This is a genomic window from Crenobacter sp. CS_VA4 (assembly GCF_055597485.1).
Map to the genome: position 1 here is coordinate 14,047 of NZ_JBVMAE010000001.1, position 13,003 is coordinate 27,049.

The following is a 13,003-nucleotide window of genomic DNA, read 5'->3' on the forward strand; positions in this document are numbered from 1 at the left end:
GCCACCATCGAACCGACAGGACCGGCGTTGCCCTCCCACTTGCTGACCCTTCCGCCACTGGACCAGACGCCGTCGAAGGACGCGATACGCCCGGAACGCGTCGCCCAATGGCTGACCGACCTACCCGCCGCTCCGGCGCTGAGCGCGGCGCTGGCCATCCTGGAGGCCATTGCCACGCTCAACCACAGTCGGCTGCCCGCCGCCAACCGGCGCGCGCTGCTGGGCCTGTTCCAGACCGCCGTCGACGCGCGCCGCCCCGCCCTGCTCGCCGCACCGGTGTCGCGCCAGGCGGTCACCCTGCAGGTCGCACTCTACGAAGCGCTATTCACCGGCTACCGCCACTGCCTCACCCAGCAACTCGATACCGGCCACCCGCAAGCCGCACTCGACGCCGCCGGCGACAGCCTGCTGGCGGCGCGGCAGCTGGTCGAGCTGGCGACACGCCAGCACAGCGCGCTGCCGCCTGGCCTCTGGCAGCGCTGCCACGAGCTGTTCACGCTGCTGCGGCGGCAGGATTGGGAGTTCCTGCCCGGCCACGAGCCGGCGCTCGGCACGCTGTACCGCGAACTGCTGCTGCTCGGCCTGCTGCCGGCCGGCCGGCTGACCGGCGCCCAGTTCGACTGGCTGGCGCCTCACCTGCTCGAGCACGCCGTCGAGTTGGAACTGCGCGACGCCGGTCAGGCCGGCCACGGCGGCAGCGCCTACTACCTGGCGCTGGAGGCCGACGCGCCGCCGCAGTTCCACCACGGCGCGCCAAACGGGCCGTGGTTGCGCCTGGAATTCGGCCTGCTGCAGGCGCGGCTGCGCGACCGGCTGCAGGCGAGCCGCCCGGCCCCGGTCGACGGCGTCGACCCGCAGGAATTGCTGCGGCTGGTGCTGGCCGAGTGGACCGTGCCCAGTCACCGTCCGCCACCGCGCGAATTGCAACAGCAACCGCTGCTGATCCACAGCGGCCTGACACCGATCTGGTTCGTGCTGGCCGGCCAACGTTGGCCGAACGCCCAGGTCGACCCGCCGCCACCGCCGGCCCCGGCGATCGTGATGATCGAACAGAGCCACAGTCAGACCGGCTTCACGCTGCACGGTGAGCCGCACGGCTTGGTGCTGCACGAGGGGGAGCTATTGCTGTGCCGCTCGCTGTACGAGGCCGCCACCTGGCAGCTCGGTCTGGTGCGCTGGGTCACCGTCCATCAGGACGGCAGCGTGCTCAACTGCGGGGTGGAGCGGCTCAGCGCCGACGCCGCGCCGGTGCTGCTGCAAAGCGGCCCTGCTCACGCGTTCATGCTGGCGCTGGCGCTGCCGCCGCTGCCGCTGCACAACCGCCAGCCGCAGCTGCTCTTGCCCGGCCGGCCGTTCGCCCGGCTGCTCGAGTGCCGGCTGCGCAACCGCCACGGCGAGACGCGGCTCAGGCTGTCGCGGCTGGCGCAGCAAACGCCGCTCTACCAGTTGGTCGAATACCTGCCGTTCAACGAGCATTGAACCCGCTCTTTTGCCGGAACGGCGAGCGCCGTATACTTTGCCGTTAACCTATTCTTCCGGCGCCACCCCATGCACTCCGTCATCCACACCGCCTCCCGTCTGGTCGTCAAAGTCGGTTCCAGTCTCGTCACCAACGACGGCAAGGGACTCGACCTGGGTGCGCTGGCGCGCTGGGCGGCCGAGATCGCCGAACTGAAGCGGCGCGGCAAGGAGGTGGTGCTGGTCTCGAGCGGCGCGATCGCCGAGGGCTGCCAGCGCCTCGGCTGGAGCCGCCGCCCGAAGGCGGTACACGAGTTGCAGGCCGCCGCCGCGGTCGGCCAGATGGGCCTGGCGCAAGCGTACGAGACCGCGTTCCGCGAGCACGGCCTGAAGACCGCGCAGGTGCTGCTGACCCACGAGGACCTGGCCGACCGTACCCGCTACCTGAACGCCCGCTCGACGCTGACCGCGCTGTTGGCGCTGAACGTCGTGCCGATCATCAACGAGAACGACACGGTGGTGACCGACGAGATCCGCTTCGGCGACAACGACACCTTGGGCGCGCTGGTCACCAACCTGATCGAGGCCGACGCGCTGGTGATCCTCACTGACCAGCAGGGCCTCTACACCGCCGACCCGCGCAAGCACCCGGACGCCCAGTTCGTGCACGAGGCCGAGGCCGGCGACCCGGCGCTGGAAGAGATGGCCGGCGGCGCCGGCTCCAGCGTCGGCACCGGCGGCATGTACACCAAGATCGTCGCCGCCAAGCGCGCGGCGAGGAGCGGCGCGGCGACGGTGATCGCCAGCGGCCGCGAGACCAGCGTGCTGTCGCGGCTCGCCGACGGCGAGGGGATCGGCACCCAGCTGGTGGCGCCGACCACCCGGATGGCGGCGCGCAAGCAGTGGCTGGCCGACCATCTGAAGCTGACCGGCCGGCTGGTGCTCGACGCCGGCGCCGCTTTGGCGGTGCGCGAGAAGCACACCAGCCTGCTGCCGATCGGCGTGATCGGCGTCGAGGGCGACTTCCTGCGCGGCGAGGCGGTCGCCTGCGTCGACGAGGCCGGCCGCGAGGTGGCCAGGGGTCTCGTCAACTACAGCTCGGACGAGGCGCGGCTGATCATGAAGAAGCCGACCCGCGCGCTGGAGGAGACGCTCGGCTACCTGGTCGAGCCGGAGCTGATCCACCGCGACAATATGGTGACGCTGTAAGCCGACGCGCCGTTCGGCCGGCCGTCGTCGTTGATCATGCAATACGGGCCGCCCCGATCGGGCGGCCCGACTCGTTTTCGGCCAAACGGTTGACCGGGGCACGAGCGAGCACCGATCGGGCTAGCGCAGACAAAACAAAGGGCGCCCCGTGGGGCGCCCTGCCGACCTTGCGAGCGGCTCAGCGGCCGTCGTCCTGGTGCTCGTGCTTCAGCTCGATCGCGCGCACGATCACGTAGGCGATCATCGCCGCCAGGAAGAACAGCAGCAGCACCCAGGCGATGCTCTGCAGCGTGTCGATGAAGGTGCGGTAGATCTCCAGCGTCCAGCGCATGCCGTTCAATTCCAGCGCCGCCGACTCGCGGGTGGCGGTAACGTACTTCTCCAGCTCCCACAGCCGCACCCCGCCCTGCACGCCGACCACGACGATCGCGAAGCTCAGGTACTTGCGCCAGGCGTCGGCGAGGTCGCTGCCGATGATGCGCGCCAGAATCTTGTTGACCGCGGAGTCGAAGAAACGCGCGACGGCGATTGACGTGAGCAGCGCCACGGCCAGCGTGGCGCCCAGCAAGGCGTAGAACATGGAATCCCTTCGTGTGGACAATGATGAACGGTTCGCGGCGATTGTACGCGAAAGCGCAGCGGCATCGACAGGCTTGGTGCGCCAGCGAGCCTAGTCTTTGAGCGGCAGGCCGAAGTGCTGGTAGGCGAGCGCGGTCGCCATCCGGCCGCGCGGGGTGCGCTGCAGCAGGCCCTGCTGGATCAAATACGGTTCGATCACGTCCTCGATCGTGTCGGTCGACTCGCCGATCGCCGCGCCGACGTTGTCGAGGCCGACCGGGCCGCCGCCGAACTTGTCGAGGATCGCGCTCAGCAGCTTGCGGTCCATCACGTCGAGGCCGGCGTGGTCGACGTCGAGCATCGCCAGCGCCGCGTCGGCGACCGCGCGGGTCACCGTGCCGTCCGACTTCACCTCGGCGTAGTCGCGCACCCTTCTTAACAATCGATTCGCGATCCGCGGCGTGCCGCGCGAGCGCTTGGCGACCTCGAACGCGCCGTCTTCGGCCAACGTCACGTTCAACAGCCCGGCCGAACGGCTGACGATGCGGGTCAGTTCCTCGGCGTTGTAGAACTCCAGCCGCGCGACGATACCGAAGCGGTCGCGCAGCGGGTTGGTCAGCATGCCGGCGCGTGTCGTCGCGCCGACCAGCGTGAACGGCGGCAGGTCGATCTTCACCGAACGCGCCGCCGGCCCCTCGCCGATCATGATGTCGATCTGATAGTCCTCCAGCGCCGGGTAGAGGATTTCCTCGACCACCGGGCTCAGGCGGTGGATCTCGTCGATGAACAGCACGTCGTGCGGCTCGAGGTTGGTCAGCAGCGCCGCCAGGTCGCCGGCGCGCTCCAGCACCGGGCCGGAGGTCTGGCGCAGGTTGACGCCGAGCTCGCGCGCGATGATGTGCGCCAGCGTGGTCTTGCCGAGGCCAGGCGGGCCGAACAGCAGCACGTGGTCGAGCGCCTCGCCGCGCTTCTTCGCCGCCTCGATGAAGATTTCCAGCTGCTCGCGCGCCTTCTTCTGGCCGACATAGTCGTCGAGCGCCTTCGGGCGCAACGCGCGTTCCAGCGCCTCTTCCTGCGCCGACAGGCTTTGCTGGGTGACGATGCGCCGCTCCGGTGCACCGCCGATGAGGTTATCGGTTTCGATCATCGCTTGGGCCTGAATGGGAATGGGGCGATCTTACCATTGCGCTATACCCATTGCCGGCCGTTTCTGCCGCGCAGCCGGCCTGAGCGACGGACGCAAAAAAACAGGGAGCCAGCGCTCCCTGTTTTTTTGTTCTGGACGCCTTACTGGCCGTTCTTGTTCCTGGCCGTCTTCAGCCGCACCAGCGGCGAGCGGTTGCTGCCTTCGCTCGGGATCAGCACCTCGAACAGGCCGACCGCCTTGATCAGGCTGGAGAGCTTGGCGTAGCCGTAGTTGCGCGAGTCGAAGTCCGGCAGCCGCTTGGTGATCAGGCTGCCGACGCCGCCGAGCTGCGCCCAGCCCTCCTCGTCCGACGCGGTCACGACCGCCTCGCGCAGCGCCGCCTTCAGCTGCCGGTCGATCGGCAACTTCAGCCCAGCGGCGTGGACGACGGCGGGGCGGCTACCGTCCCCCACCTCCTCGTCCTCCTCGTCGTCCGCCTCGAGGATTTCCACGTAGACGAACTTGCTGCACGCCTTGACGAACGCTTCCGGGGTCTTCAGCTCGCCGAAGCCCCACACGTCGCCGCCGTCCTCGCGCAAGCGGGTCGCCAGCCGCGAGAAGTCGCTGTCGCTCGACACTAGGCAGAAGCTCTCGTAGCGGCCGGAGTGCAACAGGTCCATCGCGTCGATCACCATCGCGATGTCCGAGGCGTTCTTGCCCTTGGTGTTCGGAAACTGCTGCACCGGCTGGATCGCCTGCCGCGCGCACAGCTCGCGCCAGGTCTTGTCCTGCTTGCTGAAGTCGCCATAGACGCGTTTGAGCGCGAGCGAGCCGAGCTTGGTCGCCTCGGTCAGCACGTTTTCGATCCAGTTCGGCGACACGTTGTCCGCGTCGATCAGTACCGCGACATTGGCCATCGGTCTTCCCCTTTAAGCTTTCACCAGCCCCTTCAGCGCCAGGCGGATGCCCTCGCTGACGCCGACGCAGGCCGGCAGCACCTTCACCGCCGCGGCCGCTTCCTTCTCGTTGTAGCCGAGCGCCAGCAAGGCGTTGGCGACGTCGTCGAGCGCTGACGGCTCTCCCGCCAGCGGCAGGCCTCCCGGCGTCGCCACCGCACCACCGGTCACCAGCTTGCCACGCAACTCCAGCACCAGCCGCTCGGCGGTCTTCTTGCCGATGCCCGGCACCGCCGACAGCCGCTTGATGTCCTCGGCGGCGATCGCGATCGCCAGCTCGTCGGCCGACAAGGTCGACAGGATCGCCAGCGCGATCTTGGCGCCGATGCCGGTGACCTTGATCAGCGCGCGGAAGGTCTGGCGCTCGTCCTTGCTGGCGAAGCCGAACAAGAGGTGCGCGTCCTCGCGCACCACCTGGTGGGTGAACAGAACGACTCTGTCGCCGAGCGGCGGCAGCTGGTAGAAGGTGCTCATCGGCACGTCCACCTCGTAGCCGACGCCGTTCACGTCGAGCACCACCTGCGGCGGGAGTTTTTCGATCAGCGAGCCGCTGAGGCGTCCAATCATCGTGAGTCCTTAGGGGGAAAAGGTTGAAATCAGGCGAGCCGGCCGCCCTTGACGCGCAGCCCTTGCCGGGCCAGCGCACCGATCGCGCCGCCCGAATGGTTGGCATGCGCCAGCGCCACCGCCAGCGCGTCGGCGGCGTCGGCCTGCGGCGTGCCGGACAGGTTGAGCATGGTCACCACCATATACTGCACCTGCTCCTTCGGCGCCTTGCCGTGGCCGACCACCGACTGCTTGACCTGCAAGGCGGTGTACTCGGCGACCGGCAGATCCTTCAGCACCAGCGCCGACACACAGGCGCCGCGCGCCTGGCCGAGCATCAGCGTCGCCGCCGGGTTGACGTTGACGAACACCTGCTCGATCGCCGCCTCGCTGGGCTGGTAGGTGGCGATCACGTCGAACAGGCCGTCGACGATCACGCGGATCCGTTCGGCCAAGGTGGCGCCCTGCGGGGTGCGGATGCAGCCGGAGGCGATGTAGTGTCGCTGCTGGCCGACCACGTCGATCACGCCGAAGCCGGTGATGCGGCTGCCCGGGTCGATGCCGAGGATGCGCCTCGACATCAACTCACCCAGTGGCGCGCGATCGCGTCGGCCTCGGCCAGCCGCTCGGCGGTGCCGACGTCGATCCACAGGCCGGGGTGGTGCTCGCCGCTGATCTGCCCGCTGGCCATCGCCGCGCGCAACAAGGGCGCGAGCTTGGCCGGCTGATGGGCCGCGGTGTCGACGAATAGAGCCGGGTGGTAGACGCCGACGCCGGCGTAGGTCAACGGCGCACCGTCGGCCGGGTTGGCCGAAAGCCGGCCGTCGGCCAGCAGGCCGAAGTCGCCGCCCGGGTGATGCGCCGGGCTGTCGACCATCACCAGATGCGCCAGCCCTGTCGCCCCGTCGAGTCCGGCGGCCCGTTCGGCCAGGCCGGCGAAGTTCACGTCGGTCAGCACGTCGCCGTTCACCACCAGGAACGGCGCGTCGCCGAGCAGCGGCAAGGCGGTGGCGATGCCGCCGGCGGTCTCGAGCGCGTGGCCCTCGCACGAGTAGGCGATGCTCACGCCCCAACGCGCCCCGTCGCCGAGCGCCGCCTCGATCTTGTCGCCGTGCCAGGCGTGGTTGATCACCAGCTCGGTGATACCGGCGGCAGCCAGGCGCCGGATGTGCCAGACGATTAGCGGCTGGCCGCCGACCGGCAGCAATGGTTTCGGGGTGTGGTCGGTCAACGGCCGCAGCCGTTCGCCGCGACCGGCGGCGAGGATCATCGCCCGCATCAGAAGGTGTACCCGGTGCTGACCTCGTCGTCACCGACTAGCTGGACGATCAGCTGGTAGAGCGGCGCGAGCTCGTTGTAACGGCGGCAGGTCTTCTTCAGGTAGCCGAGGAAGCGCGGGATCTCGCCGCGGTACTTGTCCTTGCCGTCGCGGTGATAGAGCCGCGCGAAAATCCCGGCGACCTTCAGGTGGCGCTGCACGCCCATCCATTCGAAGTCGCGGTAGAACGCGTCGATCTCCGGATTGACCGGCAGGCCGGCGGCACGCGCCTTTTCCCAGTAGCGCACCACCAGGTCGAGCACGAATTCCTCGTCCCAGCCGAGGAAGGCGTCGCGCAATAGCGACACCAGGTCGTAGCTGATCGGGCCGTACACCGCGTCCTGGAAGTCGAGCACGCCGGGGCGGCCGCGGGTCAGCATCAGGTTCCGCACGATGTAGTCGCGGTGCACGAACACCTTGGGCTGCGCGAGCACGCGCTCGACGATCAGCTTGACGCTGGACTCCCAGACCTGGCGCTGCGCGAAGGTGAACGGCTTACCGAGCTCCTTGGCGGCGAACCACTCCGGGAACAGATTCATCTCGCGGGTCAACAGCGCGGCGTCGTATTCCGGCAACACGCCGGGGCGGCTGGCCTGCTGCAGCGTGATCAGCTCGTCGATCGCCTCGAGCAGCAGCAGCTTGGCGACTTCCGGGCGCGGGTCGTGCTGCAAGGCGGCCAGATACGTGGTGTTGCCGAGATCCTCGAGCAGCATGAAGCCCTGCTCGGCGTCGTGCGCGACGATCTTCGGCACATTGAGCATCGCGAACAGTTCGCGAACTTGCGCGTACGGGCGGGTGTCCATCTGCTCCGGCGGCGCATCCATCGCGATCAGGGTATGACCGTCGGGAAAACTGGCGCGAAAGTAGCGCCGGAAGTCGGCATCGGCGGCAGCAAACGCCAGCTCGATGTCGGTATTCGGATAAAGCGTGGCAAGCCAGGTTTGCAGGGCGTGTTGTCGCGGCATGTCGTCTCGAAGCAAGGTGCTGATAGAATGGTGCGATTTTATACGTCCAGACCACCCCACGATATGGCTATTTGCATGCCGTTACGACCGACCCGGCTGGCGCTGGCGCTGGCCACCGCTTTCTGCTCCCCATTCGTGCTGGCGGACGAGCCGGTGGTGCTGACCACTCCCGAGGCCCAGCCGGACCAGACCCACGTCACCGCCGACGACCTGTCGGGCACGATGGACCAGGGCCTGAAGGCGCGCGGCAACGTGGTCGTGACCCGCAATGACCAGACCGTCAACGCCGACTGGCTCGACTACTACCAGGACAAGAACCGGGTCAAGGCGGGCGACCGCTTCACGCTGACCCAGCCGGGCGCCGTCGTCACCGGCCACGAGCTCGACTACTACCTCGACAGCCGCACCGGCCAGGCGAGCGACGCCACCTTCGACGCGCAATCGCAACAGGGGCCGAAGCGCCGGCTGCGCGGCGACGGCAAGGAGATCGGCTTCGAGGGCAAGGACCAGTACCAGCTACGCCAAGGCAAGTTCAACACCTGCACGCCCGGCGACGACACCTGGTACATCAAGGCGTCGACGATCGACCTCGACTACACCCGCAACGTCGGCGTCGCACACCACGCCCACCTCGAATTCGAGGGCGTGCCGGTGTTCTACACGCCGTGGATCGACTTTCCGCTCGACGGCGGGCGCAAGTCGGGCCTGTTGACGCCGACGGTCTCGGGCGGCAGCGACGGCTTCGGCATCGACATCCCGTACTACTTCAACTTGGCGCCGAACTACGACGCTACGCTGACGGCGCGCTACAACGAGAAGCGCGGCTACGGCTTCGCCGGCGAGTTCCGTTACCTCGAGCCGAGCTACCGCGGCTCGATCTACACCGAGCAGATGCCGAACGACCGCACCACCGACACCAGCCGCTGGCTGTGGAACGGTGCACACAGCCAGACGCTGCTGCCGGGGCTGACGTTCAACTACACCGCCACCCAGGTGTCGGACGACACCTACTTCAAGGACTTCGGCGACCGCCAGGCGATCGCCGCCAGCACCAACCTCGACCGCGAAGCGTGGTTCAACTACGGCTTCAACACGGCCGGCATCGCCGGCAACGCCCAGTTGCGCTGGCAGCGCTATCAGACGCTGCAGCAGGACCCGCTCTCGCCGGTGACGCCGCCGTACGCGCGGCTGCCGCAGCTGACGCTGAGCCTCAACAAGGGGCTGCCGGAGGGCTTTTCGGCCAACCTGGCCAGCGAATGGACCTACTTCAGCAGCAATGTGCAGCAAAGCGGCAGCCGCTTCGTCGCCTACCCGTCGCTGAACTGGAGCTTCGACAAGAGCTGGGGCTATGTCCGGCCGAAGATCGGCTACCACTACACCGAGTACAGTCTCAACAGCTTCAGCGGCTCGTCGATCGCCACCGCCGCGCCGGGCAGCACCCAGACCCGCGGCCTGCCGATCTTCAGCACCGACAGCGGCCTCACCTTCGAGCGCGACGCCGAGTTCTTCGGCCGCGAGCACACGCAGACGCTGGAACCGCGCCTCTACTACGTCTACATCCCGACCAAGGCGCAGAACCAGCTGCCGAACTTCGACACCTCGGAAAACGACATCAACTTCGCGCAGCTGTTCAGCGAGAACCGCTTCTCCGGTTCGGACCGGATCAACGGCGCCAACCAGGTCACCGCCGGGCTGACCAGCCGCCTGATCGACAATGAAGCCGGCTTGGAGCGGCTGCGGCTGACCTTTGCGCAGCGCTACTCTTTCAGCCGCGACGACATCACCCTGGCCGGCACCGAAACGCAGCGCACCACGCGCGGCTCGGACATCCTGGTCGCCGCCGGCGGCGACCTGAACAAGAGCTGGCGCTTCGACTCCAACTACCAGTACAACCAGGCCGATAGCCATACTCAGCAGGTTACCGCCGCGCTGCGCTACAACCCGGCGCCAGGCAAGACCGCCAGCCTGCGCTACCGCTACGGCTTCGATCAGGACGTCGACGCCAACAACCAGCCGCAGACGCTGCGCCAGGTCGACCTGGGCGCGCAGTGGCCGATCGCCCGGCGCTGGTACGGCTTGGCCCGCCTCAACTACTCGCTCAACCAGCGCAAGCCGCTTGAGCAACTGGCCGGCTTCGAGTACAACGACGGCTGCTGGACGCTACGGTTGGTCGGCCAACGCTACGTCACCGACCTCGTCAACACCAAGAACAAGTTCTTCGTGCAAGTCGAACTCAAGGACCTGGCTGGCATCGGCAACAACCCGCTCAACACGCTGCGCCTTTCCATCCCGGGTTACAGCAAGATCAACGAGACAAGCAATGACCTCTAAGCAGACCCTGCTCGCCGTCCTCGTGGCGGGCTCCTTCGTTTCGGCCCACGCCGCGACCTCGCCGACCCCGCCGCTGACCAGCGGGTTCGCCGTCGCGCCGGCCCCGGTCAAGGAAATCGACCGGATCGTCGCCGTGGTCAACAAGCAGGTGATCACCCAGCTCGACCTCGACCAGCGCATCCGGCAGGCGCTCGACAACCTGAAGCGCCAGCACGTCGCGCCGCCGGAGGCCGAGGCGCTCAAGCGCCAGGTGCTCGAGCAGATGATCACCGAGGACGTGCAGCTGCAGTACGCCGCCAACAACGGCATCAGCGTCGACGACGCCGACCTCGACCGCACCGTCGCGCAGATCGCCAAGCAGAACAAGGTCAGCGTCGATGGCATGTACGCGCAGCTCGCCAAGGACGGCGTAAGCCAAGCCCAGTTCCGTGCCGACATGCGCCGCGACATCACGCTCGACCGCTTAAAGCAGCGCGAGGTCGAGTCGCGCGTCGCCGTCACCGACACCGAAGTCGAGCAGGTGCTCAAGAGCGCCAACACCGCCAACCGCAGCGAATACCATCTCGCCACCCTCCTGGTCAGCGTGCCGGAACGCGCCAACGCCAAGGACATCGACGCCAAGTCCAAGCGCGCCGAGACGGCGCTCGCCGACATCAAGGCCGGCAAGCCGTTCGCCCAGGTGGCGGCCACCTACTCGGACGCGCCGAACGCGCTCAAGGGCGGCGATCTGGGCTGGCGGCCGGCCACCTCGCTGCCGCCGGAGCTCGCTTCGCTGCTCGAGACGCTGCAGCCGGGCGACAGCAGCGGCGTGATCCGCAGCCCGCAGGGCTTCTACATCTTCAAGCTGATCGAGAAACGTGCACAGGGCGCCGCGCAGCTGGTCGAGCAGTTCCATACCGAACACATCCTGATCCGCACCAACGAGGCGGTGTCCGAGGCCGACGCGCGCACCAAGATCGAGCAGATCCGCGACCGCATCGCCCGCGGCTCCAGCTTCGAGGAGATGGCGCGGCTCTACTCGGAAGACGGCAGCAACACCCGCGGCGGCGACCTCGGCTGGGTCAACCTCGGCGACACGGTGCCGGAGTTCGAGAAGGCAATGGTCGGCCTGCCGCTCAACCAGGTCAGCAGCCCGGTGCGCAGCCCGTTCGGCTGGCATTTGATCAAGGTGGTCGGCAAGCGCACCCAGGACGTCGCCGACCAGCGCGAACGCCTGGCGATCAAGCAGCAGCTGCGCGCGCGCAAGGTCGAGCAGGCCTACCTCGACTGGGTGCGCCAGCTGCGCGACTCGGCCTACGTGCAGGAACGGCTCGACGACAAGTAAGCGTCGTCCGTCCTGCCCGACACCCGGTCGCGCCCTGCCGACCGGGTGTTTTGTTTTGGCTATGACATGAGAATGGCGCGATGGGCGGGCGGATTTCCCGCCGCCCGCGCCGGTCGTAGCCGGTATCGGAACTGCGCATTGACGAGGCCGCGGCCTCCTGAACGGACACATCATGCTTCCCGTCATCGCCATCACCGCCGGCGAACCCGCCGGCATCGGCCCCGACCTGGTGCTGAGCCTGGCCGAGCGCGCCCATCGCTGCCGCCCGGTGGTGATCGCCGACCGCACGCTGCTCGCCGAACGCGCCGCGCAGCTCGGCCGCCCGGTCACGCTGATCGACTACCGGGCGGACACGGCTCCCCCGCCGGGCGTGGTCGAGGTGTGGCACGTGCCGCTCGCCGCCGCCTGCCGGCCCGGCGAGCTCGATCCGGCCAACGGCCGCTATGTGCTCGCCACGCTCGACACCGCGATCGACGGCTGTGTATCCGGGGAGTTCGCCGCGATGGTCACCGCGCCGGTGCACAAGGGTGTGATTAACGACGCCGGCGTGCCGTTTACCGGCCATACCGAGTACCTGGCCGAGCGCACCGGCACAGCGCGGGTAGTGATGATGCTGGCCGGCGGCAGCCTGCGCGTCGCGCTCGCCACCACCCACCTGCCGCTACGCGAGGTCGCCGACGCGATCACTCAAGACAGCCTGACCGAGGTGATCCGCATCCTGCACCACGACCTTGTGCACAAGTTCAGCGTCGCCCACCCGCACATCCTGGTCGCCGGCCTCAACCCGCACGCAGGCGAGGACGGCCACCTCGGCCGCGAGGAAATCGACGTGATAGCACCGGTGCTGGAGTCGCTACGCGCCGAGGGCATGGACCTCACCGGCCCCTTGCCGGCCGACACGCTGTTCCAGCCGCGGCTGCTCGAGCACGCCGACGCGGTGCTGGCGATGTACCACGACCAGGGCCTGCCGGTGCTCAAGTACGCCAGCTTCGGCCGCGGCATCAACATCACCCTCGGCCTGCCTATCGTCCGCACCTCGGTCGATCACGGTACCGCCCTGGAACTGGCCGGCAGCGGCCGCGCCGAGCCGGGCAGCCTGTTCGAGGCTCTGACCTTGGCCGAACAGCTGAGCACCCGCAAGGCATGAAAAAAGCCGCGAAGACCGCACGGGTTAACCGTGCCGTTTTAGCGGCTTTCTCTCAAAGAACCGGT

General features: G+C 68.1%; 12 protein-coding genes. 5 read left to right on the forward strand and 7 right to left on the reverse strand.

Going from position 1 to position 13,003, the window contains the following annotated elements; all coding sequences use genetic code 11:
• Window positions 1-27: 27 nt before the first annotated feature.
• Entirely contained in the window at window positions 28-1,479 is a 1,452-nt protein-coding gene (locus tag ACZ2IA_RS00085) for a cyclic-di-GMP receptor FimW-related protein (protein ID WP_470290515.1), read from the forward strand.
• A 69-nt stretch (window positions 1,480-1,548) separates the two neighbouring features.
• Complete coding sequence (gene proB, locus ACZ2IA_RS00090; protein ID WP_470290516.1) at window positions 1,549-2,667, forward strand: glutamate 5-kinase; 1,119 nt, start codon at window positions 1,549-1,551, stop codon at window positions 2,665-2,667.
• A 178-nt stretch (window positions 2,668-2,845) separates the two neighbouring features.
• Here the strand turns inward: proB and ACZ2IA_RS00095 are convergent, their stop codons facing one another.
• The 7 genes from ACZ2IA_RS00095 to amgK all read right to left on the reverse strand — a co-directional run bounded on the left by ACZ2IA_RS00095 (window position 2,846) and on the right by amgK (window position 8,136).
• Window positions 2,846-3,247: a hypothetical protein gene (locus ACZ2IA_RS00095; RefSeq protein ID WP_470290517.1), complete on the reverse strand. Its 402-nt coding sequence runs from the start codon at window positions 3,245-3,247 to the stop codon at window positions 2,846-2,848.
• A 90-nt stretch (window positions 3,248-3,337) separates the two neighbouring features.
• Complete coding sequence (gene ruvB / locus ACZ2IA_RS00100; protein WP_470290518.1) at window positions 3,338-4,372, reverse strand: Holliday junction branch migration DNA helicase RuvB; 1,035 nt, start codon at window positions 4,370-4,372, stop codon at window positions 3,338-3,340.
• 140 nt (window positions 4,373-4,512) lie between these two features.
• Window positions 4,513-5,268 (reverse strand): NYN domain-containing protein, encoded by a 756-nt coding sequence (locus ACZ2IA_RS00105; protein WP_470290519.1) that lies wholly within the window; start codon window positions 5,266-5,268, stop codon window positions 4,513-4,515.
• A gap of 12 nt (window positions 5,269-5,280) precedes the next feature.
• Entirely contained in the window at window positions 5,281-5,874 is a 594-nt protein-coding gene (gene ruvA, locus ACZ2IA_RS00110) for a Holliday junction branch migration protein RuvA (protein ID WP_470290520.1), read from the reverse strand.
• A gap of 29 nt (window positions 5,875-5,903) precedes the next feature.
• On the reverse strand, window positions 5,904-6,434 hold the full coding sequence (ruvC, locus tag ACZ2IA_RS00115) for a crossover junction endodeoxyribonuclease RuvC (protein ID WP_470290521.1): 531 nt from the start codon (window positions 6,432-6,434) through the stop codon (window positions 5,904-5,906).
• Entirely contained in the window at window positions 6,434-7,132 is a 699-nt protein-coding gene (murU, locus tag ACZ2IA_RS00120; protein WP_470290522.1) for an N-acetylmuramate alpha-1-phosphate uridylyltransferase MurU, read from the reverse strand. Before murU ends, ruvC begins: the two co-directional genes overlap by 1 nt.
• Window positions 7,132-8,136 (reverse strand): N-acetylmuramate/N-acetylglucosamine kinase AmgK, encoded by a 1,005-nt coding sequence (gene amgK, locus ACZ2IA_RS00125; protein WP_470290523.1) that lies wholly within the window; start codon window positions 8,134-8,136, stop codon window positions 7,132-7,134. The genes murU and amgK overlap by 1 nt, the downstream gene beginning before the upstream one ends.
• 75 nt (window positions 8,137-8,211) lie before the next feature.
• Between amgK and ACZ2IA_RS00130 the strand changes: the two genes are divergently transcribed.
• The 3 genes from ACZ2IA_RS00130 (at window position 8,212) to pdxA (ending at window position 12,938) form a co-directional block, all read left to right on the forward strand.
• Window positions 8,212-10,467, forward strand: a complete 2,256-nt coding sequence (locus tag ACZ2IA_RS00130) for an LPS-assembly protein LptD (RefSeq protein ID WP_470290524.1) — start codon at window positions 8,212-8,214, stop codon at window positions 10,465-10,467.
• Window positions 10,457-11,791 (forward strand): peptidylprolyl isomerase, encoded by a 1,335-nt coding sequence (locus ACZ2IA_RS00135; protein WP_470290525.1) that lies wholly within the window; start codon window positions 10,457-10,459, stop codon window positions 11,789-11,791. The genes ACZ2IA_RS00130 and ACZ2IA_RS00135 overlap by 11 nt, the downstream gene beginning before the upstream one ends.
• Before the next feature lie 172 nt (window positions 11,792-11,963).
• A complete protein-coding gene (pdxA, locus tag ACZ2IA_RS00140; protein ID WP_470290526.1) occupies window positions 11,964-12,938 on the forward strand; it encodes a 4-hydroxythreonine-4-phosphate dehydrogenase PdxA in 975 nt (324 codons plus the stop codon).
• Window positions 12,939-13,003: the final 65 nt, after the last annotated feature.